20 protein-coding genes, 2 tRNA genes and 1 pseudogene are annotated in these 22,875 nt (G+C 59.6%); 16 read left to right on the top strand and 7 right to left on the bottom strand.

The window, feature by feature from the left end; all coding sequences use genetic code 11:
- Positions 1-79: 79 nt before the first annotated feature.
- The 11 genes and pseudogenes from AC04P6_RS01540 to AC04P6_RS01590 all read left to right on the top strand — a co-directional run.
- Positions 80-838, top strand: a pseudogene (locus tag AC04P6_RS01540) (serine hydroxymethyltransferase); the annotation flags it as partial.
- 148 nt (positions 839-986) lie between these two features.
- A complete protein-coding gene (locus AC04P6_RS01545) occupies positions 987-1,457 on the top strand; it encodes a deoxycytidylate deaminase (protein ID WP_475564854.1) in 471 nt (156 codons plus the stop codon).
- A 550-nt stretch (positions 1,458-2,007) separates the two neighbouring features.
- The gene (gene atpB, locus AC04P6_RS01550) at positions 2,008-2,781 is read left to right on the top strand and encodes a F0F1 ATP synthase subunit A (protein ID WP_475564835.1); all 774 of its coding nucleotides are present in this window, start codon (positions 2,008-2,010) and stop codon (positions 2,779-2,781) included.
- Between the two features lie 125 nt (positions 2,782-2,906).
- Positions 2,907-3,125 carry an ATP synthase F0 subunit C gene (gene atpE, locus AC04P6_RS01555; RefSeq protein WP_066663772.1) on the top strand — a complete coding sequence of 73 codons (219 nt, stop codon included), beginning with the start codon at positions 2,907-2,909 and terminating at the stop codon, positions 3,123-3,125.
- 54 nt (positions 3,126-3,179) lie between these two features.
- On the top strand, positions 3,180-3,785 hold the full coding sequence (gene atpF / locus AC04P6_RS01560) for a F0F1 ATP synthase subunit B (protein WP_475564836.1): 606 nt from the start codon (positions 3,180-3,182) through the stop codon (positions 3,783-3,785).
- A complete protein-coding gene (locus tag AC04P6_RS01565; RefSeq protein WP_475564837.1) occupies positions 3,775-4,350 on the top strand; it encodes a F0F1 ATP synthase subunit delta in 576 nt (191 codons plus the stop codon). Before atpF ends, AC04P6_RS01565 begins: the two co-directional genes overlap by 11 nt.
- On the top strand, positions 4,344-5,921 hold the full coding sequence (gene atpA, locus AC04P6_RS01570) for a F0F1 ATP synthase subunit alpha (RefSeq protein WP_475564838.1): 1,578 nt from the start codon (positions 4,344-4,346) through the stop codon (positions 5,919-5,921). Before AC04P6_RS01565 ends, atpA begins: the two co-directional genes overlap by 7 nt.
- A 13-nt stretch (positions 5,922-5,934) precedes the next feature.
- Complete coding sequence (gene atpG / locus AC04P6_RS01575; protein WP_475564839.1) at positions 5,935-6,858, top strand: ATP synthase F1 subunit gamma; 924 nt, start codon at positions 5,935-5,937, stop codon at positions 6,856-6,858.
- The gene (atpD, locus tag AC04P6_RS01580; protein ID WP_475564841.1) at positions 6,859-8,292 is read left to right on the top strand and encodes a F0F1 ATP synthase subunit beta; all 1,434 of its coding nucleotides are present in this window, start codon (positions 6,859-6,861) and stop codon (positions 8,290-8,292) included.
- Entirely contained in the window at positions 8,293-8,709 is a 417-nt protein-coding gene (gene atpC, locus AC04P6_RS01585; RefSeq protein WP_475564842.1) for an ATP synthase F1 subunit epsilon, read from the top strand.
- A gap of 196 nt (positions 8,710-8,905) precedes the next feature.
- Complete coding sequence (locus tag AC04P6_RS01590) at positions 8,906-10,906, top strand: hypothetical protein (protein ID WP_475564843.1); 2,001 nt, start codon at positions 8,906-8,908, stop codon at positions 10,904-10,906.
- 1,078 nt (positions 10,907-11,984) lie between these two features.
- Here AC04P6_RS01590 and AC04P6_RS01595 read toward each other — a convergent pair.
- Positions 11,985-12,075, bottom strand: a tRNA-Ser gene (locus AC04P6_RS01595).
- Between the two features lie 274 nt (positions 12,076-12,349).
- Here AC04P6_RS01595 and AC04P6_RS01600 point away from each other — a divergent pair.
- The 4 genes from AC04P6_RS01600 (at position 12,350) to aldA (ending at position 16,771) form a co-directional block, all read left to right on the top strand.
- Complete coding sequence (locus AC04P6_RS01600) at positions 12,350-14,221, top strand: DUF2207 domain-containing protein (protein ID WP_475564844.1); 1,872 nt, start codon at positions 12,350-12,352, stop codon at positions 14,219-14,221.
- 164 nt (positions 14,222-14,385) lie between these two features.
- Positions 14,386-14,907 carry a shikimate kinase gene (locus AC04P6_RS01605; protein WP_475564845.1) on the top strand — a complete coding sequence of 174 codons (522 nt, stop codon included), beginning with the start codon at positions 14,386-14,388 and terminating at the stop codon, positions 14,905-14,907.
- Between the two features lie 50 nt (positions 14,908-14,957).
- Positions 14,958-15,033 (top strand) — tRNA-Arg (locus tag AC04P6_RS01610).
- A gap of 304 nt (positions 15,034-15,337) precedes the next feature.
- Positions 15,338-16,771 (top strand): aldehyde dehydrogenase, encoded by a 1,434-nt coding sequence (gene aldA, locus AC04P6_RS01615; RefSeq protein ID WP_475564846.1) that lies wholly within the window; start codon positions 15,338-15,340, stop codon positions 16,769-16,771.
- 86 nt (positions 16,772-16,857) lie between these two features.
- On the opposite strand, the gene AC04P6_RS01620 is transcribed toward aldA, so the two are convergent.
- The 5 genes from AC04P6_RS01620 to AC04P6_RS01640 all read right to left on the bottom strand — a co-directional run bounded on the left by AC04P6_RS01620 (position 16,858) and on the right by AC04P6_RS01640 (position 21,396).
- Positions 16,858-17,877, bottom strand: coding sequence for a GIY-YIG nuclease family protein (locus AC04P6_RS01620; protein WP_475564847.1), 1,020 nt, complete (start codon positions 17,875-17,877; stop codon positions 16,858-16,860).
- A 45-nt stretch (positions 17,878-17,922) separates the two neighbouring features.
- Complete coding sequence (locus tag AC04P6_RS01625; RefSeq protein ID WP_475564848.1) at positions 17,923-18,639, bottom strand: ABC transporter ATP-binding protein; 717 nt, start codon at positions 18,637-18,639, stop codon at positions 17,923-17,925.
- Positions 18,639-19,433, bottom strand: coding sequence for an ABC transporter permease (locus AC04P6_RS01630; protein WP_475564849.1), 795 nt, complete (start codon positions 19,431-19,433; stop codon positions 18,639-18,641). Before AC04P6_RS01630 ends, AC04P6_RS01625 begins: the two co-directional genes overlap by 1 nt.
- A 117-nt stretch (positions 19,434-19,550) precedes the next feature.
- Positions 19,551-20,393: a molybdate ABC transporter substrate-binding protein gene (gene modA, locus AC04P6_RS01635; protein WP_475564850.1), complete on the bottom strand. Its 843-nt coding sequence runs from the start codon at positions 20,391-20,393 to the stop codon at positions 19,551-19,553.
- Between the two features lie 118 nt (positions 20,394-20,511).
- Positions 20,512-21,396, bottom strand: a complete 885-nt coding sequence (locus tag AC04P6_RS01640; RefSeq protein ID WP_475564851.1) for a LysR family transcriptional regulator — start codon at positions 21,394-21,396, stop codon at positions 20,512-20,514.
- A gap of 212 nt (positions 21,397-21,608) precedes the next feature.
- Here AC04P6_RS01640 and AC04P6_RS01645 point away from each other — a divergent pair, with 212 nt between their 5' ends.
- A complete protein-coding gene (locus tag AC04P6_RS01645) occupies positions 21,609-22,535 on the top strand; it encodes a DMT family transporter (protein ID WP_475564852.1) in 927 nt (308 codons plus the stop codon).
- Positions 22,536-22,614: 79 nt separating this feature from the next.
- On the opposite strand, the gene AC04P6_RS01650 is transcribed toward AC04P6_RS01645, so the two are convergent.
- Positions 22,615-22,875 (bottom strand): PASTA domain-containing protein (locus AC04P6_RS01650; RefSeq protein WP_475564853.1); only part of this gene is annotated, 261 nt, incomplete at its 5' end.

Raw genomic sequence — 22,875 nt, forward strand, 5'->3', positions numbered from 1 at the left:
CTATCGACGGTCGCGTCTATCAGGGGCTTTAATGGCAAGCCCTATACTGAACTTGTTTACGACGAGTGCATACCTGAGCATCGTCGCTGGCGCTAGCGCGTATCCGCGCGTCATCGATTTCGAGCGCATCGCGCAGATCGCCCATGGCGTTGGCGCGTACCTCATGGTCGACATGGCTCACATTGCTGGCCTGGTTGCCGCGGGCGAGCATCCCAGCCCCGTGCCCTACGCCGATATCGTCACCACCACCACGCATAAGACGCTGCGCGGCCCCCGTGGCGGCCTCATCCTCACCAACGACGAGGCTCTGGCGAAGAAGATCAACAGCGCCGTGTTCCCCGGCACGCAGGGCGGTCCGCTCATGCACGTCATCGCCGGCAAGGCGGTTGCATTCGGCGAAGCGCTGAAGCCCGAGTTCAAGGAATACATCCACAACGTGGTTGTGAACTGCGCGGCCATGGGCCGTGGCATGACGGAAGGCGGCCTGCGCCTCGTTTCCGGCGGCACCGATAACCATCTGTGCCTGGTCGACCTCACGCCCGCCGACGTAACTGGCAAGGACGCCGAGCGCGTGCTCGAGGAAGTCGGCCTCACGGTGAACAAGAACACCATCCCGAACGAGACCCGTTCTCCCTTCGTCACCAGCGGCATTCGCGTTGGCACTGCCGCCGGCACCACGCGCGGCCTGAACGAGGAAGAGTTCCACACCATCGGTTCCTGCATCGCCAACGCCGTGTTCGCCTTCGCGCGCGACGATTCGGAGGCTCTTGCCGCTACGCGCGAGCGCGTCCAGCAGATCATCGACGCTCATCCGCTCTATCCCGAGTACGACTTCTAAGTCGCATCTTCGCAAGCATCCGGGGCGATCGGCGCGAGTCGGTCGCCCTTTTTTGCGCTTTCGACGGTTGGGCTACGTCAGCGTGGCGCGTATGGTGTGTGGGAGTATAATGCTCGCAATATATTGAGGTTCAATGGCAGGGGAAGTAATGGAACAGGGTATCGATCGCCCCTCGTGGGATGAATACTTCATGACGCTTGCCGACGAGGTGGCCACGCGTTCCACGTGCCTGCGTCGTTCGGTTGGCGCGCTCATCGTGAAAGACCGTCGCATTCTGGCCACGGGGTACAACGGCGTGCCCAGCGGCCTGCGTCATTGCTCGGAAACGGGCTGCCTGCGCCAGAAGCTGCAAGTGCCCAGTGGCCAGCGCCACGAAATCTGTCGCGGTCTGCATGCCGAGCAGAACGCCATCATCCAGGCGGCGCGCTACGGCATCGACATTTCCGGGGCGTGCATCTACATCACCACGCAGCCCTGCGTGGTATGCGCGAAGATGCTCATCAACGCCGGCATTAGCGAAATCGTGTACAAGAACCCGTACCCCGACGAGCTTTCCTCCGAGCTTCTCTCGGAATCGGGCATCAAGATGCGCGTCTACCATGAAAATGGCGTTGCATAAATGCCGCCAAGCTCTCAACGAAACGTATGAAATTGCGCCCGGGAACGATCTTTCGCGCCCGGGCATCATTCATTTTTGGGCATTTGCTTACGAACGGCCCATGTAATGGGTAACCCGTTCGGGGCTATATTATGCATTTCTGTGAAATTACGGCTCACTTATCCAGTTTTTTATACTTTCTTGGAGGGGTATTCCGAAAATTGGCTATGATACGTAGCGTTGTTTTGAGTCTGACGAGAAAGTGTAGACGTGGCGTTACCTATCGTCCTTGGTGTCATTCTGGGAGCCCTTGGCTTCTTGCCCCTGCGAGGCGCACTCACCGCTGCCCGTAAGGTCACGAGTACGTCTAATTTTTCTCATGCCAGCATCTTGCTACTGGCGGTTGCAGGCTCATCCATCGTATTGTTCGGGTCGGCTGTGCTCTGCATAGTGCTCAGCCGTGACAATGTTCTTCCCTTTGTCGGGGGAGAGGTCGCTGGCATCGTCGTCTGCGCTCTCGGCTTCGGCATTTGGAAGGCCGTATCAAGCGGGAAATAGGGAAAGGCAAATAGTGGACGCGCTTACTCAGCTAGCAAATTCCGTTCCTGAGCTTCAGGAATCCCTGCAGTCTCAGACCGTATTCGGTCCTGTAACCACCTTCACGCTGTGGATGGTCATCGTCTTCGCGCTCGTGCTCATTCTCGTGCTCACGGCTGCGAAGAAGCTCACCATCGTGCCGAACAGCAAGTTCGTCAACCTGGTCGAATATGGTTACGAATTCGTCCGTCGCGACATGGGCGAAAACGCCATCGGCCACGGCTATGAAAAGCACATTCCGTTCCTGGCTACGCTTTTCTTCTTCATCCTCATCTCCAACTTCATCGGCCTGGTGCCGGGTTTCAAGACCCCCACGGGCACGCTGAACAACACCTGGGCGCTCTCGCTGATCGCCTTCCTGTACTTCAACTATTACGGCATCAAGACCAAGGGCGGCTGGGGCTACATCAAGTCCATCGCTCCTTCGGGCCTGCCCGTGGTGATGGTTCCCGTCATCTGGTTCTTCGAGCTCATCTCGCTGGTGCTGCGTCTGCTCACCCTGGCCGTGCGACTCTATGGCAACATGTTCGCTGGTCATATGGTGCTGGGCATCTTCGCTCTCGCATCCAGCATCTTCCTCACTTCGGCCATCGCGGGCGGCGGCATCGTGCCGGGCGTTATCTCCCCGCTGTGGTTCGTATTCCTCATCGCAATGTATGCGCTTGAGACGCTGGTCGCTTTCCTGCAGGCGTACGTGTTCACCATCCTTTCCGCGGTGTACATCTCGCTTGCCACGAGCGCTCACTAAGCCGCCTGCTCGCGGCGTCACGCGAGCCTAATACCCTGGATCTATGTCGGCGGGTACAGTCGGCAGATCATACATATCAGCTTGATTGCGGAAGTGGTTTTCGCAATCGAACAAAGGAGGAACAAGTGGAAACTATTTTCACCATCGCCGCCCTTAAGGTAGTCGGCTATGGCCTCGGCGCCATTGGGCCTGGCATCGGCATCGGCGTGGCCACCTACGGCTGCTGCGTTGCTACCGCTCGCCAGCCTGAACTGGCCGGTCGTATCTTCACCAACTTCATCATTGGTGCTGCTCTGGCCGAGGCACTCGCCCTCATCGGCTTCGTGCTGACGTTCATTATGTAAATTCAACCTTATAACGGATTAATCTGCCGTAATAAGGCTGAAAGGAGCAAGAGAGTGGAATTCAAGACGAACAAGGTACTGGCGGGAGCTGGCGCATTCGCGCTCGCTACGTCGGTCTGCAGCGTCCCCACTGTCGCGTTCGCGGAAGAAAAGAGCGGTATCTCGGCTATCCTGCCCGATCCTATCGAGTTCGTGCCCATGCTCATCGCCTTCATCATCCTCTGGGTGATTCTGGCGAAGTTCGGCTGGCCCCTCTTCGATAAGATGCTGGAAAAGCGCGCTTCCACCATCAAGGAAAACCTTGAGCAGGCCGAGGAAGCACGCCAGGAAGGCGAGCGCGTTCTGGCCGAATACAAGCAGGAGCTTGCCCAGGCCAAGACGCAGGCCGCGCAAATCGTTGCCGATGCAAAGGCTGCTGGCGAAGCCGCCAAGGCCGACATCACGGCGCAGGCCCAGCGCGAGGCTGCCGATATGATCTCGAAGGCGCAGGTCGCCATCGAGGCCGAAAAGAAGGCTGCCATCGCCGAACTTCAGGGCTCCATCGCCGACACGTCGATTGCCGTGGCTTCCAAGCTCATCGCCAACGACTTGACCGATGCCGAGCACCGCGCTCTGATCGAACGCTACGTGAGCGAGGCGGGTAGTTTCAATGCCAACTAATCGTCACGACATCCAGGCCGAAGCCGAAGTCTACGCATCCAATCTTCTGGATGCCGCGCAGGCTGCCGGTGGTCTCGACGCCGTGATGGCCGTACGTGCCCAGCTCGATCAGATCGTTGCCTACAATCGTTCGCACGTTGAGCTCGCCGATGTTATGCAGGACTACGCATACACGGTCGAGCAGCGCAGTGAGCTGATTAGGAACGTCTTTTCCGACTGCCGTCCTGAACTGGTTTCGGTGTTGGGCGTTATGGCCGAACGTGGCGATTGGGAAGACCTGGCCCGTATCCGGGCCGCATTCAACCAGCAGATTGTCGACAAGATGAACGTGAACGTGATCGACGTGACCACGCGCGTTGAACTCGACGACCATCTGCGCCAGGTTATCAAAGACAAGGCTGCTGCCGAATTGGGCGGAACCATCGTGCTCGACGAGAGCATCGACGACTCCATTCTCGGTGGCATCATCATGAACGCAAACGGCAAGCGTATCGACGCAAGCATGCGCACCATGCTCTCGAACGCTCGCAGTGTGCTTAAAGAAACTGATGGAGGTGAATGCTAGTGACTGAAATCACCGCACAGTCTATCGACGAAGCACTGCGCAAGCAGCTCGATGCTCTGAACACGAGCGTCGAATCTCGCGAAGTTGGCACGGTCATTCAGGTCGGCGACGGTATTGCCCGCATCGATGGCCTGAAGGGCGCGATGGCTGGCGAGCTGCTTGAGTTCACCGGGGCCAATGGCCAGACCGTCTACGGTATGGCTCAGAACCTCGAAGAGGACGAAGTAGGCGCCGTTCTGCTGGGTGACGTCACCGCAATCAAGGAAAACGACCAGGTGAAGACCACCGGTCGTATCGTGGAAATCCCCGTCGGTCGCGGAATGTTCGGGCGCGTAGTTAACGCCCTGGGCATGCCCATCGACGGCAAGGGCCCCATCGAGGTCGAGGGCACGCGCCCCGTGGAGTTCAAGGCTCCCGGCGTTATCGCCCGTCAGCCCGTATGCGAGCCCATGCAGACGGGTATCCTCGCTGTCGACTCGATGATTCCCATCGGTCGCGGTCAGCGCGAACTTATCATTGGCGACCGCCAGACTGGTAAGACCGCTATCGCCATCGACGCGATCATCAACCAAAAGGGTCAGGATATGATCTGCATCTACGTGGCAATCGGCCAGAAGGCCTCCACGGTTGCTGGTCTGGTCGAGACCCTCGAGAAGCATGGCGCCATGGATTACACCATCGTCGTGTCCGCTACCGCTTCCGACTCCGCACCGCTGCAGTACATCGCCCCCATGGCTGGTGCTGCAATCGGCGAGTACTTCATGTACAACGGCAAAGACGGCAAGCCCGCTAGCAAGGACAACCCCGGTGGCCACGTTCTCTGCATCTACGACGACCTGTCCAAGCAGGCTGTTGCATACCGTCAGATGTCGCTGACGCTGCGCCGCCCGCCCGGACGCGAAGCATACCCCGGCGACGTTTTCTACCTGCATTCTCGCCTGCTCGAGCGTGCAGTCAAGATGAACGACGAGAACGGTGCTGGCTCTCTCACGGCTCTGCCTATCATCGAGACCCAGGCTGGCGACGTTTCTGCTTACATCCCGACCAACGTGATCTCCATCACCGACGGTCAGATCTTCCTGCAGACCGACCTGTTCTTCCAGGGCCAGCGCCCTGCAATTAACGTGGGTATCTCCGTATCCCGCGTAGGCGGTTCCGCGCAGACGAAGGCCATGAAGCAGGTTGCCGGTTCTCTCCGCCTCGACTTGGCCTCCTATCGCGAGCTTCAGGCGTTTACCCAGTTCGGTAGCGACCTCGACAAGGCTACGCAGGATCAGCTGAACCGTGGCGCCCGTATGACCGAGCTTCTGAAGCAGGGTCGTTACGTGCCGATGCCCTTCGAGGAGCAGGCTCTGGCTATCTACGCCGGTGGCAATGGCTTCCTCGACGACATCGCGGTTGAGGATGTCGTCCGCTTCCGCGGCGAGATGCTCGACTTCGTGCGTGCTTCCCGCGGCGATCTCCTTGCGCACCTGCGCAGCGAGAAGAAGTGGACCGATGACATCAAGGCGGAAGCTAACGAGGCTATCGAGGCCTTCAAGCAGCAGTTCGCCGGTTCGGTCCAGGCTTAAGAGGCGGTAACGGATGCCAAACCTACACGACATTCAAAGGCGCATCAACTCCGTCAACTCGACGAAGCAGATCACCCGTACCATGGAAATGGTGTCGGCGGCCAAGATTCGCAAGGCGACCGAACGCGTTGCCGCGACCACGCCGTATTCCGACTCCATGGCCGAAATGCTCGGGCATGTTGCCGAAAGTGCAGGTGGCTCGGAAAATCCTCTGTTGCAGGAACATGATGAAGTAAAGAACGTGCTGGCCATCGCCGTGGTTTCCGACCGCGGTCTGGCCGGCGGGTTCAACGCGAACGTCCTTCGCACCGTGGAAAAGCAGATCAAGAAGCTTTCCGCGGAGGGTGTGGATACTCACGTTATCGCGTGTGGCAAGAAGGCAATCTCGTACTTCAGCTTCCGCGGAATCGAATTGGACATGGTGTTCAAGGACCTTTCCGCAGACCCGACGTTCGATGAGGCCGCCACTATCGCGCAGCGTGCTATCACCGGGTACACCAATGGCGACTACGACAAGGTCGTTATCGTGTACAACCACGCGAAGAACGCGGCAGAGCAGACGCTTCGCACCGAAACGATTCTGCCCATCGATGCCAGCGCCCTTGCGCGCGAGGAGGATTTCTCCAAGGCACTCGAGGCAGGCGTAGCGGCCGAGGCCGAAGAGAACGTCACCACGGGCGATGTGGACTTCGAGCCCAGCGCCGAGGCCGTTCTCGACAGCTTGCTTCCCGCATACGTGAAGATGATGATCTACCACGCACTGGTTGACAGCGCCTGTGGTGAGCAGGGTGCTCGCCGCAACGCCATGAAATCAGCAACCGATAATGCGACCGAGATGGTGGAAACGCTCGAGCGTTACTACAATCGAGTTCGCCAAGGTGCCATCACGACCGAGATCAACGAGATCGTCGGTGGCGCAGCAGCTTTGGAGGAATAAATGGCTGAAGAAAACAAGACTCAAGGGGGTGTCGGTCGCATCGTCCGTATCGTCGGTCCTGTTGTTGATGTCGAGTTCGCTCGCGAGAGCATGCCCGCTATCTACAACGCCCTGACGGTTGATGCAACCACTCCTCTGGGCGACGTTCACGTCGTCATGGAGGTGCAGATGCACCTTCCCGGCGATCTTGTGCGCGCCGTTGCCATGTCGTCCACCGACGGCCTGGTTCGCGGTCTCGACGTGCAGGACACCGGTGCTCCTATCAAGATGCCCGTTGGCCAGGCTACCCTGGGCCGCATCTGGAACGTCGTTGGCGAGCCCGTCGACGGCAAGGAGCTTCCCGACAACATCGAGAAGTGGATGCCCATCCACCATCCCGCTCCCGAGTACGACACGCTCACCACGAGCACCGAAGTGTTCGAGACGGGCATCAAGGTTGTCGACCTGATCGAGCCCTTCATCCGCGGCGGTAAGACCGGTCTGTTCGGTGGCGCTGGCGTAGGCAAGACGGTTCTCATTCAGGAACTCATCAACAACCTCGCTCAGGAGCACGGCGGCACGTCCGTATTCACCGGCGTAGGCGAGCGTACTCGTGAGGGTACAGACCTGTACCTGGAAATGAGCGAGTCTGGCGTTATCAACAAGACCTGCCTCGTGTACGGTCAGATGAACGAACCGCCGGGAGCGCGTCTGCGCGTCGGTCTGGCTGGCCTGACGGAAGCCGAGTTCTTCCGTGACCAGGGTCAGGACGTTCTGCTGTTCATCGACAACATCTTCCGCTTCACGCAGGCTGGTTCCGAGGTATCCGCACTGCTGGGCCGCATGCCTTCCGCTGTACGCTACCAGCCCACGCTGGCTACCGAAATGGGCGACCTGCAGGAGCGCATTACGTCGACCACCACGGGCTCCATTACGTCGGTACAGGCTGTATACGTACCCGCCGACGACCTTACCGACCCGGCGCCCGCGACCACGTTTACGCACCTCGACGCCAAGACGGTTCTCTCTCGTTCCATCGCCGAGCTGGGTATTTACCCCGCCGTCGACCCGCTGGAGAGCACGAGCCGCGCTCTCGACCCCGACGTTGTGGGTCAGGAGCACTACGACGTTGCCGTTGGCGTACAGGAGATTCTGCAGAACTACAAAGACCTGCAGGACATCATCGCCATTCTTGGTATGGACGAACTGTCCGAAGAGCAGAAGCTCACGGTTAGCCGCGCCCGTAAGGTGCAGCAGTACCTGGGTCAGCCCTTCCACGTTGCCGAGCAGTTCACCGGCAACCCGGGCGTCTACGTCAAGATGGAAGACACGGTGCGTTCCTTCAAGGAAATCCTCGACGGCAAGTGCGACGACATCCCCGAGCAGTGCTTCACCTACAAGGGCGCTATCGAGGAAGTGTATGCCGCGTACGAGAAGATGAAGAAGGAAGACTAAATGGCTAGCATTACCTGCGACATCGTCACCCCGGTGAAGAAGCTCTTCGGAGAAGACTGCTACATGGTGGTCGTGCCCGGTGTGGAAGGCAACATGGGCTTTCTGCCCGGACATGCGCAGCTGATGTCGACGCTGGCCGACGGTGTTGTGCGCGTTTATTCCGACGCCAACACCGTGTCCTCCACGTACGCGCTGCAGGGCGGCTATGTGCAGGTGACTGGCGAAAAGGTCATCGTTCTGGCCGACCGTGCCGTACCGGTCGATAGCATCGACCTGGAAGCTGTGCGCGCGCAGATCGCCGAGGCGGAAGAGGCCGTGAAGGCCGAATCCGACGAAGCCGCCAAGGCTTTGATCGAGGCCGATCTGGCGTGGTATAAGGTGCAGGAACACGCTGCTGCTGAAGGCGCTGCCGCGTAATTCCGCCCCACATACGCTTACTGTAACGGACGTCCCATACGGGGCGTCCGTTATCGTTTCATTGGATAACTATTTCCAAATGATGCAATTGCGAGTGCTATACTCCCTTATATGTGAAACAACGAGATAAGGGGGCATGGTAGTGATGAAAGTCCAAACCAGGGTAGTTTCGTTATTGCTGTCTGTGCTTTTATGCATGGCATTCATTCCAGCGGCGGCGTTCGCCACGGGGCCGCAGGCCGCTCAGCAATCGAGCGTCACGCTGCAGGTGAATGGGGCAACGGGCGTCGAGGACGGCGTGTTTTCGTATACGGGTGGAACGCTGCAGGTAACCCTCCAAGACGCAACGTCTGGGGCCCCGGTTTCCTATCAAGGCACGAGCAACCAGATAGACGTCTCCGACTACAGCAAGGCAACAATCTTGGTAACGCTAGAGGAGGAGTATTCCGTAGCCCTGTTTGCGGGCGGAACCCCGGTTTCCCTCACTAGCATTGGCAGCGGAAAATACGCATACGAAGTAAACGTTGGCGAGATTGAGGGCAACCTTCTTATCGTCGAGCCGCAGTTTGCATCCAACGTTCCCTCGGGAACCACGCAAGCAAACAAGCAAGGCGTGTTTGAGTATTCATGCGCCGGCGAACCCGCAGATATATGGGTTGGCGATGGCGGCCAGAATATGACCATGTTGCCTCAGGGTGCGTTTTCTGAGGCGCAAATCCCCTATTACGATGACGGCTCGGGCAATGTGACGTTCCGTTTCTCGACGCTGTTCATTTTCCGGCTCACGAACCTTACGATTAACGGCACTGATTACAGCTATCAGATTCCCGCGACTAAGCAGCAGAAGCTTGATGCATTCACCAATCAGCATACCGAGTTCACGGTGACCGTTCCCTCGGCGGACACGTACCGGATTTATACGGCTAGCGAGACCGACGAAGACCCTGCCGTCGGCAATTTCCTTTGGTCGTATCGCGACGAGGACGCTGGCTCCGATGACTATATCGATCGCGGCAAGATCGAATTCGTGAGCGTCGAGTATGACGGGTATACATACGGTGCCGACGATCTTGTTGCCGGCTCGACTATGGATTGGAGCGAAAATGGGGAAGGCGATGGCGGTGCCGTATTCCCGGCAGGCGCCGAGCTTACCGTGAAGCTCATTCCCGAACACGGCATGCAGCTCGTCTCGTTTGGCCCGAACGGCCAGGAGTTCACCGCGGGCGACGACCCGGCGGTGTATACGTTCACGGTCGCGAAGGGCAATTTCCACTTGGCTGCGCATTTCGATGAGGTGGACGATGTTGTCGTGTCCACTCATGGCGCCGTGTCCGATGGCTCGATCGCCCTTTCCGATGAAGACGTTTCCTCTGGCTCTGCCGTTCTCTCGGTGGGGGAGGCCATTGTTACCGAGGGTGAGTTCAAGAAGCTCACTCAGGCTGCGCAGGAGCGCGGCGAGTATCGCGTCATGGAAGTCGTCGACCTTTCGCTCGATCAGGTCATCTACAAGGGCGTGAACGATGCGAGCACCGCTTGGACGGCCTCTTTGGGTTCCGATGCCGCTTTGAAGCAGAATGCCGTCGTGTCCCTGAAGCTTTCGGACGGCGCTAGCTACGGTTCCGTGGTGGCGGTGCACGAAGAGCATGATGGTACGTGCACGGCAATTCCCACTCAGTACGACCCCACGACGCAGACGATGACGTTCGAAACCGATGGTTTCTCGACGTACGGTATCGCGGCGTCCGACAAGCCCGTCGAATCGTTCGCTCCCGTATATCGCCTTTACAACCCCAACAGCGGCGAGCATTTCTTCACGTGCAGCACTCATGAACGCGAAGCGGTGAGGAACGCTGGCTGGAGTGATGAAAACGTTGCCTGGTATGCACCCGATGTAGAGGGGCAGGAAGTGTATCGCCTGTATAACCCGAACGCCGGCGATCATCACTTCACGACGAGCGCCGAGGAGCGCGACATGCTTGTGGCTGCGGGTTGGAACTACGAGGGCGTCGCCTTCCGTAGCGCCGATGCTAATGGCATTCCCGTGCATCGTCTGTACAACCCCAATCAGCTTGCAGGCAATCACCTGTTCACGACAAGCGAGGACGAGTACTCGATCGTGAAGGGCGTTGGTTGGAATGACGAGGGCGTAGGCTGGTACGCCGCCGACTTCGAAATCGTTAGCGATCCGAAGATGTAACCTCTCTTCTCGCTTTGCTGGGGCCCGTCGATTGACGGGCCCCTTTTTGTGCTGCTCGCGCCCGGTCGGGGTAAGCGCTTGGGGCACCCGCTCCGCTGCTCGCATCCCGCTGTGGGAGGGCCGTGCTGCGCGTTGGCCCTCCCACAGCGGGATGCTCGTGCGCTTCGCTCGTTCATGCGGTTGCTTGCATGGGCTCCTCTGGGCGTTTGCCCAGAGGAGCCCATGCCCGCCCAGCTGAGCTGGGCGTGGAAGAAGGTGGCGTTCACAGTGCCCCTAGTCGCTTACTCCGGCCGGGCGCTGCCTCCTTTGGAGGGGCGCCCGTTGCGAGTGAGTCTCGCTCGCGGAGAGCGGGTATAGGCCTGGCTCCAGCCGCCGTTTCGCGTCGGTTGAAGCCTAAGGACGCCACAAGCCGTTATATTGATTGCGGGTTGGATGGGGCTGCAGCAAAGCCCTCGATTGACGAAGCCTTCCCAAAGGGGAGGCGAGCGAAGCAAGCGCCCCGCCCGGCTTGCAGAATGCCGACCAGCGCGACGCCGCAACTGGCGCACGCTGGGGCTGCGATGCGCAGCAACCCGCGACGGCCAATGCCGCGCCATGGTTGCCCCGTGGGGCACTGTGAACACCAGTTTCCCTTCCGCCCAGCTAAGCTGGGCGAGCGTTCGGGGCTTTCAGGCGGACGGCGTAGCCGGACGCCGCCAAAGCCCCGAACGCCAGTAAAAGCATGAGCGAGCGAAGCGCACGAGCGCTAGTCTTTGCTCCTTGCGGAGCAAAGACCGCGCGAGTAGCGGAGCGGGTGCCCGGCGGGGCCACCATGGCGCGGCATGGTGGGGACGGGGAAGAGGTGAAACAAAAAAGCAGGCCCCAGTGGGACCTGCAGAAGTTCGGTGGCGGAGAGCTGGGGATTCCGGCATCCGCTGGCGCGGATCCCGACCCCTCCCTCGCAGGCTCGGTCGGGCGAATTCCTACGAACGTGCCGCCGGCACGTTCGCTTGACGGAATTCCACCTCATCGGTTCGAATCCCCATACGTGGGCGCGAGAATAAAAAAGCAGGCCCCAGTGGGACCTGCAGAAGTTCGGTGGCGGAGAGCTGGGGATTCGAACCCCAGATACCCTTTTGGGGCATACTCGCTTAGCAGGCGAGCACCTTCGGCCTCTCGGTCAGCTCTCCGCGGATGCGTCTTTGACGCGGTACGCTATGATACCGTGACATTTCCAAACATGCAAGCATTCAAACCGTGTAAAACATACGGTCTGCGCTTTCAGTTATAATCAGGCCAAATTAATTCATAAGCGCATGTAGGAAGGGGTGTTGGATGCTTTCGCGAATCAATGTGCCGCGAATACGCAGCAACAGGGTACTCGCTAGTGACGGTGGTTTTTCCGGGGGCGTATCGCGGCGCAAGTGCGGCGCATTCGCGCTTCTTGCATTTGCTTTCTGCGCCATGCTTCTTGCCTGCTTCGCGCTGCCCGCGCAGGCGCAGGCCAAGGAATACTCCATTCCCAAAGTCGACATCACGGCCGATGCCCAAAGCGATGGCTCGCTGCATGTCGTAGAGCAGCGCACGTTCAGCTTCGACGGGCATTTCACCTGCATCTGGTGGAACATGCGCAGCGGTAGCTTCACGGTGAACGGCGTGCAGATTGGCGAGGTCGACGACAATGGCGACGTCGAGTTCCACGAGATGCCCAGCGTAGGCTTCGACCTTTCGTGGCGCGATGCGGGCGGCCCAGGCTATACGTCCTACTCGGTCGATACGGGCAAGAACACGGTGTACGCGTTCTTCGATGCCACCGACTGCGACGTTGTCATCCAGATCGACTATACGGTGAAGGGCGGAGTCACCCCGTATAAGGATTGCGCCGACCTGTACTGGCAGTACATCGGCACCGACTGGCAGGTCCCCAATGAGAACGTCACCTGCACCATCTCGCTGCCCGTTCCTTCGGGCGCTGCGCCCGTAATCGGCTCCGACGTGTACGCATGGGGTCACGGACCGCTTTCCGGCTCGCTTGCATTCAACGACTCGGCTACCGCGGTTACCTACAAGGTCGATAAGGTATCCCCTGGTGAGTACGCTGAGGCGCGCGTGGTGTTCCCGCGCACCTGGCTCACGAACATCAGCTCCGACGCCTTGGAGGCCACGGGCGACACGGCGTTCCTCGACAGCATTCTGCAGGCCGAGGAGGAATGGGCTGATGCGGCTAACTATCAGCGCATGTACGCCCAGCTGTACCTGCTGTTCTGGGGCGTGCTTTCGTTGGCTCTCATCGTGTGGGGAATCGTTATGTACTTCCGCCACGGCAAGGAGCATAAGCCCACCTTTACCGACGAGTACTGGCGCGACGTACCCAATCGCGACGTGCATCCTGCCGTAATCGGACGCCTGTGGCGCTTCGGCAAGGAAAGCTCCGACGATATCATGGCTACGATCATGCACCTTTCTCATTTGGGCGCCCTGAGCATCGCGAAGGGAACGTACGAGAAGGGCAAGAAAACCGTCGAGGATTATTACATCACCATCGACGACGAAGCTGCGAACAATTTGGGCAATCCCATCGATGCGCAGACCATCAAGCTTCTGCGCACCGTGTCGAAGGGAAAGAACCCGTTCTGGTTGGGCTCCATCCGCGACTTCGGCAAGGAGAAGCCCCAGAAGTTCAGCGATACCGTAGAGGCATGGCAGGGCAAGGTCACGAGCGCCCAGAATGCCGCCGACTACTTCGAGGAAAAGGGCAACACGTGGCAGACGATCATGATTACCGTCGCGTTGGGTTACCCGGCCATCTGCTTCGTCATCGCGATGCTCGTCGAGAATTACATCCCGCTGTTCTTTTCCATCGCCACGGGCGTGGCATTGTTCGGCCTGTCGAATTTCATGACGCGCCGCACGATGAAGGGCCTCGACGACTACATGCGTTGCAAGGCGCTGAGCAAGTGGCTGTGCGAATTCTCCGCGCTCGACGAGCGCCCGCCCACGGACGTGAAGGTGTGGGGCGAGTTCATGGTGTACGCATATCTCTTCGGCGTGGCGAAGGAAGCGCTGGCTCAGCTGCGTAAGGCCGTGCCTCAGATCTTCACGGAAGACGATGAGCGCATGAATGCCAACAGCTGGTACGTGCCGTGGTATGCGATGTATGGCATGTCTCATCGCGGCCAGGATTCGTTCGCGCGTGCATTCGATACCACATGGTCGAACACGCAGAGCGTCGTGAGCTCTGCGCTGTCATCGAGTTCGTCGGGCGGTGGCTTCGGCGGCGGGTTCTCCGGCGGTGGCGGCGGAGGCTTCGGCGGCGGCGGTGGCGGTGCCCGCTAGTTCGCAAGTTCCCGCGTAGTGAGCAGGTTACCTGGGTCGTCGGCGTTGCCGGCGGCCCATTTTTGTGCGCCCTGTTGCTCTTTCCCGTTTTTGCGAGTCGCTCTTTAGGTTTCGCTCTATTGCGCTATAGTACTTTCCATGCACCAATAGCGAAGGGAGCGCGCATGGCAAAGAAAGACAATGTGATTCTTATCGGCATGCCCGGCGCAGGCAAGAGCACGCTGGGAATCGTTGCGGCAAAGATCATCGGCTACGATTTTCTCGACGCCGACCTGCTAATCCAGAAGCAGAGCGACAAGACCCTGCAGAAGATTATCGACGCGATGGGTCCCGACGGGTTCATCCAGGTGGAAAACGAGGTCCTGTGCGGCATTGACGTGCACCGCACCGTCGTTTCCCCCGGTGGCTCGGCCGTGTACTCCGAAGACGCTATGAAGCATCTTTCCGAAATTGGTACCATCGTGTACCTGAAGGTTTCCCTCGAGGAGCTCATGGGGCGCTTGGGCGGCCTGCATGAGCGCGGCGTCGTCATGAAAGATGGCATGGGTGGCCTGGTTGATATCTACGAAGAGCGCATTCCGCTGTACGAAAGGTACGCCGAAGTCACCATCGATATGGATGGCACCACGGTTCGCGAAGCGGCGGCCAAGCTGGTCGATACGCTTTCCATGAGGGGTGCGATTTAGCCCAAGCGGCAGCGCATCCTGCGCGTTCTCTGTGGTAGAATGCCTTGTGCGCCTCCGTAGCTCAGGGGATAGAGCACCGCTCTCCTAAAGCGGGTGTCGTACGTTCGAATCGTATCGGGGGCACCAGGAATACAAAGGCCGAGCGCTTTGCGCCCGGCCTTTTCTGCGTCTGGGGTTTGTCACGAGGCTAGGTGCATTGTCCCGATGGGCTTGCTGGTCTGGGTGACGTGGGGTTGCCGGTCGTAGACTGCTCTCGTTGGTGGTGCCCGCGTGCGTACTTGCGCACCGATACGAAGTTGTAAGAATCGCTTAAGTCTCCTTTGACGATAATGGATGAAGATGGTTTCAGGTCGACGTCGTGGGCCGTGGAAAGAAGCGGTCTGCGTGTTGAGATAGAAAGCTCCAATCTCAAACTCTAGGAGGCTCTTTCATGAAACAGTATCAGCTCTTCATCAATGGCGCGTTCGTGCCCAATGGTTCTCGGGAGATGGCGGATGTCGTCAATCCCGCCACCGAAGAGGTCATCGCTCAGGTCCCGAAAGCTACCGAAGAGGATGTGGCTGCCGCGGTAGATGCCGCGTATGAGGCCCAGAAGGCCTGGGGCAAGCTTCCCGCCGTGGAGCGAGCGAACTATCTGTTTGAACTTGCCCAGCTCGTTGAGGATAATCAGGAGCTTTTCGCCCAGACGAACACCGCCGAAATGGGCAAGCGCATCTGCGAGTCGCGCGATGAAGCAGGTTGGCTTGCCGAGTACCTGCGCTTTTACGCCCGTCAGGCGCGGCACATCAAGGGCGAAATCATCACGTCCGACCGCCCGAATGAAAACATCTTCCTGTACAAGAAGCCCATCGGCGTATGCGCGGGCATCATGCCGTGGAACTTCCCGCTGTTCCTCATTGGGCGCAAGGTTGCGCCTGCGCTGGTAGCCGGCGACACGGTGGTGTTGAAGCCCTCGAGCGACTCGCCCATGGGCTGCTACGAATTCGCCAAACTGGTCGAGCAGAGCTCGCTGCCGGCGGGCGTTATCAACGTGGTGTCGGGAGGCGGCGCCCTGGTGGGCAACGCGCTTTCGGGCAATGAGAAGGTCGCTCTGGTTACCATGACGGGCTCCACTCCGGTGGGCAAGCAGATCATGAAGAAGGCCGCCGACCACGTGGCGCGCGTGTCCCTCGAGCTGGGTGGCAAGGCCCCCGTTATCGTGATGGCCGACTGCGACCTCGACGCCACCATCGAGAACATCTTCAACAGCCGCTTCCTGAACTGCGGTCAGGTGTGCAACGCCGCCGAGCGCGTGTACGTGCAAGCGCCCATCTACGATGAGTTCGTCGCAAAGATGACCGAGCGCATCTCTCGCGCCACGTACGGCGACCCGCTAGACGATAGCGTCGACATGGGCCCCATGGTCAATCGACGCCAGGTGGAAATCGTCATGGACCTGGTGAACAGCGCCAAGGAAGAGGGCGCGAAGATCGTGGTGGGCGGCAATGCTCCTACCGACAAGAAGGGCTATTGGATGGAGCCCACGCTTGTGGTCGACTGCAAGCACGAGATGCGCATCATGACCGAGGAAATCTTCGGGCCCGTGCTGCCCGTCGCCAAGTTCGAAACGCTCGACGAAGCCATCGAGCTGGCAAACGACAGCGCATATGGTCTCACCAGCTCCATTCACACCACCGACCATGACACGGTGATGCGCGCGCTGAATGAAATCAACTTTGGCGAAATCTACGTCAACCGCGAGCACTTCGAGGCGTTCCAAGGGTTCCATGCGGGCGTGCGCCAGTCGGGCCTGGGTGGCGATGATGGCGAGCATGGTCTCGAGGAATTCCTCGAGACGCACGTGGCGTATGTCGACTGGAAATAGCCTGCGTAGTCGACAGTCGTTTCGGAATGGCAAGGCCAGCTGCATGTGCGGCTGGCCTTGTTTTGTGTCTGGAGGCTTCCGATGCGCTATTTGCGCAGTTCGGCGAGCATGTCCTTTAGTTCGCGCGGCACGCGGCGGCTTTCCCGGGCTTTCTGTATCGCCTTGTTGTGCGTCCAGGCATCCAGCTTGTTCGCATGCAGGATGGCGAGCGCTGCGTCGGGCTGCTTCACCAGGGCTTCTGCGATATACCAGGCGCGCATCATGTCGATATAGTACGATCCTGGCTCCGCGGCCACGACGGCATCCATCATGCGCTGCTCGAAGCGATCGTCTAGGAACCAGCGCATAAGCACGCCGATGCCGTAGCGCGTCATGTAAGGCGTATTCTGGCGTTGGCCGCGTTCAATCCAGCCAAGGGCATGCTGGGCGGTCGTCTCGGGCTGTTTGGCGAGCGCTGCGGGGCGAAGCTGGTCGCATGTGGCCCAGTTGTCCACATGGGGCAGGAACGCCTCAAGTTGCTCTACAAGCGCGTCGTAGTCTTTCTGCCGGTTCAAAATGAAGGCATGCAGCTGGTTTTCCTCGAACGTGCGGTGCGGGAGCGCCGCGAGAAAGCGGTCGATATCGGGATGCGCTGCCAGTTCGCGTGCGAGCTTCTTGAGCTCGGGGGTGCGCACGCCAATGACGAGCTCGGGTTCTACGGTGGGAATGAGCGGTCGCATGAACTCCGCGTACTTCTTGTCGGCCAGGCGCGAAATGCGCTCTTCCACCAGCACTTCCATGTCGTTCTTGGCGGGGTCGATGTCGAAGAGGCGGGCGAGTATGTCTTCGAACGCCATGCCGCCGTTGCGCGCCTCGCAGAGCGCTTGCTCCTTTTCGGAACGTGAAAGCCGCTTGAAATGCCACTCCGCGCTCATGGCCGCATGCTTCGACGCGAAACGCGCGCTGGCTTCCAGTTCCACGGGGCGACGGCATTTCGTGTACTTGGCGCCCTGTCCGGCGTTGTGCGTTGCCACGCGCGCCTCGACGTCGGTTGAATAACCGCAGTACAGCGTGCCATCTGCGCAGCGGAGCACGTACGTGTAGTATGTCGGCGTTTCTTCGGCCATGGGCGTATTGTACGCCCCGCGGCCGCGCTTTCACCGCAAGCGCGTCTAATCTCCCATGCCCAGGAAGCGTTGTACTTCGGGCTCGTGCTCCCTTGCAAATAGCTCATCTGCGGAAACGGTGCATCGTAGGCGTCCGTTTAGGATTATGCCGATGCGGTTGGCGAGCGTTTGCGCTTCGCGGAAATCGTGCGTGACGAACACGATGGTGCAGCCGAATCGGCTATGCACGCCTTGCAGCATGCGATACATCGACTGCTTCGTAGTGGGGTCGAGTGCGGAAAAGGGCTCGTCGAGGATGAGAATCTCGGGCTCAAGCACCAGGGCGCGCGCAAGTGCGCAGCGCTGTGCTTCGCCGCCGCTGATAACCCCGGGCAATCGTTCTGCGATGTGCTGGATGCCGAAAAGCTCGAGCATGTGTTGCACGCGCGCCTGCGCTTCCTCACGCGGAACGTTGTGCCGCCTTAGGCCGTATGCGATGTTCTCGCGCGCGGTCATATGGGGGAACAGCGCGTAATCCTGGTACAGAATACCCAGGTGACGCTGCTGGATGGGTAGGCCGTCGATGTCTTTTCCATCCAGCAGGATGCGCCCCTCTTCGATGGGGTATGCCCCGGCGATCGATTCCATGAGCACGGTTTTTCCCGAGCCGGTGGAGCCCAGAAGCGCAAACACCTCGCCAGGATCGATATGCAACTTATCAACGTGAAGGGTGAATTCCCCGCGCGTGACCTGCAAGTTTTCTATGTCTATCGACCCGGGCATCATGCTCCTTTGTGCGGGCGCTTGCGATTGCTCACGCGCGCGGCGTCGACGGGCTTGGTGAGGATGTTCGAGATGACGAGCGTTGCCGCGGAAACGAGGAGCATGATCATCGCCGTGGCCATGGCCGTATCGGTATTGCCCGTTGAAATGGACAGATACACGCTGCCGGGCAGCGTTTCGGTGCGCATGCGCGTTACTCCCACCAGCATGAGCGTCGCGCCGAACTCGCCGATGCCGCGCGCCCAGGTGAGCACGAACGTCGAGATGATGGCGTTGCGGCAGATCGGCAGCAGCACGGTGCGGAATGCCACGAACGAGCTTGCCCCAAGCGTTTTCGCGATGAACTCCATGCGCGGGTTCACGTCACCGAATGCGGTTCGCATCATGCGTATCGAGAACGGTAGGTTCACAATGAGCTGCGCGAACACGATGCCTGCGGGTTGGAAGACCACTGCGAACCCCAGGTCTTTCAGTGCCTTGCCAGCGGGGGAGGAAAACATCAGCAATAGCGCGAACCCCAGGAGGATGTAGGGGAGTGACATCGTGAGCTGCATGAGTGTTTCCGCGACGCGCTTGAAGGGCATGTTCGTGCGCGTGAAGGCGTATGCGGTGGGAAGCGCCAGAAGCAGGCAGAGCGTCGTGGAGATGGTGGAGGTTACGACGCTCATCTGCAGCGAGAAGAGCACTTCGCTCGACGAAACGGCGGTTCCGATATGCTCGATACCGCCTGCGACGATGGTAAGGATCGCGCTTCCGATGAAGAGCAGGGGAATGCAGGCGATGGCAATGCACATCGTACCGAATCGATCTTTGATCCGCCCAGCGTGTTTCCGGGGCGTTTTGGGGTGGCGTCTCATCGCGTGAGGGATGCCGCGCGAAACAGGAGGGAGCGCCTCGCGCGGCGGAGCCGCTTACTTGCCGGCCAGTTCGTAGCCGTACTTCTGCCAGATGCCGTTTGCGGTATCGCCCTGCAGGAAGCTCTCGAACGCGTTGGCGGCTTCCTCGTTGGCAACGGAGGTGAGGCGCGCGGCGGGGATGGTCTTAACGTAGGAGTCCATGTCTGCCGTGTTCAGGATGGTGGCTCCGTTGGCCTTCACGTTTTCCTTCCAGACGATGCCGGCGTCGCCTTCGCCGCCCGCAAGTGCGGTGGCGATCTGCGGGGCGGTCGTGGTGGTGGTAATGGCGCCCTTTGCCTGCAGACCGTCCCAAATGCCCGCATCGCCTAGAGCCTTCTTCGCAATTTTTCCGATGGGCGTGGATTCGGGGTCGCCGATGAGGAGCGTATCGCAATTTGCCAGGTCGGAAAGCGAGGCAATGCCCTTGGGGTTCGCCGTTGGCACGGCAATGACGGGAATGTGCTTCACCAGGCTCGTGCTGGATGCCACGTATTGCTCGATGGGCTTCAGCTCGTCGGCGGAGCCCGCGATGAAGAAGTCGCCTTCCTTCGTGGTGTCGATCTGGGTCTGAATCTGGGCGGCGTTGGCGAAGGTGATGTTCATCTCGCAGCCCGTTTCCGCCTTGAATGCATCGGCGATTTCCTGGAACGGGTCGGTCATGCCAGCGCCGCAGTAGATGGCGAGCGACTTGCCCTCGAGTGACGTGGCGGCAGGGGCGCTGTTCGTATCGCTCCCCGTCGACGCGTTCGAACCGCTGCAGCCCGCGAAGAGCCCGCCGCATGCGAGCGTGGCTGCCGCAATGCCGGAAAGCCTAATCATGTCTCGTCTTGAAAGATTGCCGCCCTTCATGGTGTTCATACTTCCTCCCTAAGCATCTCTGTCCATTCTCGATTATTCCCAAACGAGATTAATCTTGAACAAATATAGCTTTGCTTAAGCCGAAAGTGAACTAGTTTTTTGCGCGCGGCGAAAAATGCTATTTCATCAGCTGTTGCGTGCCGATCCAGTCGCGCGTGCACTCGATGAACGCCTTGGCGGCTAGCGAGGCCTTCTCGTAGCTTCGCACGGCGATGGCCACTTGGCGGTGCATGGGAATCTCGGGCTCGAGCATGGCCAGGTCGAAGGGCATATCACGTAGAAGCAGCTGAGGGAACAGCCCGTAGCCAAGCCCCTGGTTCACCATGGCCATAACGGCGTAGTCGTTGTCGATTTCCATCTTCACGTACGGTTTCACCTTGTGGTTGTCGAACAGCGTGTCCATCTCCGTGTGCGTGTCGTTGCGAACCTTGATGTACGGCTCGTGCTCCATGGCCTCGATCGGGAAGAAGTCGGCGCTGGCGAGCGGATGGTCTTTCGCCACGACGAAGTACATGGGGTCTTGTGCGAGGGGGATGGTGAAGAAGTGCTTCGAGGCAGGCAGCACTAGGAAGCCGCAGTCGTACTCGCCGCGCCAGAGTGACGCCTCCTGCGCGTCTTGCTCCTCGTACACTGCGATGTCGAACTCCACGTTGGGGTGGCTTTCCTGGAATTGCCTGATGATGTGGGGCAGCCAGTGAATGGCGATGCTTGCGAACGCCGAGATGCGCACCGTGCCGCCTTCTACGTGGCGTACGTCGTCGAGGCGCGTTTGCAGGGCGCGTTCGGCGTTGCAAACGTCTTGCACCCAGGGGAGGAGCGCGCGGCCGTCGGGCGTAAGGCGCGCGCCGGCATGGTCGCGGATGAACAGCGAGGTGCCCATTTCCGCTTCCAGGGCGTTCATCATGTAGCTGATGCCCGCCTGCGTGTAGCCAAGTTGCTCGGCTGCGGCTTTGAAGCTGCCCGTTTCCGCGGCCTTCACGAATGCTTCGTACTTCTGATTCATCGTTTTCCCACTTCGTATGCGTAAACCAGCACGTCAAGATGCATATAAGAAAGTCTTGTATATGCTTAGAATACTCTCGATATACTTTTCTTTGCAAGCAAGCTAGTATGTAGTTACTACATAGGCGGCGTATCGCGAGCAGGCATCGTTTGCATAGGTTGCAAGCAGGGAAGGCCCCTGCGGTGGCGAAGCGCGCGCAGAAAGGCGGAGCGGTGTTCAACAAGAGGTGGATATTCATCGGGCTGGTTATCATGCAGACGGCCATCTACGGGATGGGCAACGTCGTCATGAAGATCGCCTACGAGGGTATTTCGCCGCTTTGGTGTGCAGCGCTTCGTTTTGGCATTGCGTTCGCCATCTTCATGCTCGTGTTCGGCCGCAAGGTCGTGCCGATGCTTCGCAACGTGCGCCTGGGCGCCTGGCTGCCCTCGAGCGCTTTCATGGCCGTTAGCTATCTGGCTTGCAGCCTGGCCGTGAACCTCACGAGCGCTACCAACGCCGGGTTCTTCATCGCGCTTCCCATGCTCTTCACGCCAGTGCTGTCGCTCCTTGTTACGGGCAACAAGTTTGGAAAGAGCACCGTGTTCCTGCAGGGCGTGGTTGTGGCAGGCCTGTATCTGCTGTGCTGCAACGGCGGCGCGCTTCAGTTCGGCTGGGGCGAGCTGTTCGGCCTGGCGAGTTCCGCGACCTTCGCGGCATCGCTCGTGTTCGGCGAGCGTGGCCTGGGCGAGGTCGACCCCATTGCACTCTCCACGGCGCAGATCGGCGTAACCTTCGTGGCCGCTCTGGGCGCCGCAATTGCCTTCGAGCCCGTTCCCGCGTTCGAAATCGTGCCCATGGCAAGCTGGGCCTCCATCGCCTTCCTGGGGCTGTTCGGCACCTGCCTGGCTTTCTTCCTGCAGAACTTTGCGCTGGCCCATGTGCCTTCCGCCACCGTATCCGTCATCCTGTGCGCCGAGCCCGTGTTCACGGCGGCTATTAGCGCCGTCGCCCTGGGGGAGGTCCTCACGGGCATGGGGGTGGCTGGAGCGGCGCTTATCGTGGGCTGCACGATGGTTGCTTCTCGCTTGGAGCCCAAGAAGCCCGCACGTGAGCCCGAAGCTCAACCCGAGCTCGAGCCCGCTGCTCATATCGCATAGCTTTCAGCGCGAAACCCATATACGCAAAACGGCCAGCCCGCAAGGACTGGCCGTTTCTCATTTGGTTGCAAGCTCTGGCTTAGTTCGAACCCGAAGAGCCGCCGGAGCTCGAGGAGCCCGACGAGCTGCCGTCGGAAGAGTCGCTCGAGGAACCACTGTTGCCCGAGGAGCTAGACGAGCTAGCAGGGCCGGTGCTGACATAAATCGAAATCGAACTGTCGGAGTTCTTCTTCTGGTCGATGACGATGCCCTTGGCAACGGTGCTGCTGGACTGGTCGACCACGTGCACGTTGAAGTCGCTGAGCTGCGAGAGCGCCTCGGACTGCGTGAGGCCGATGAC

This window comes from Denitrobacterium sp. (assembly GCF_056180635.1).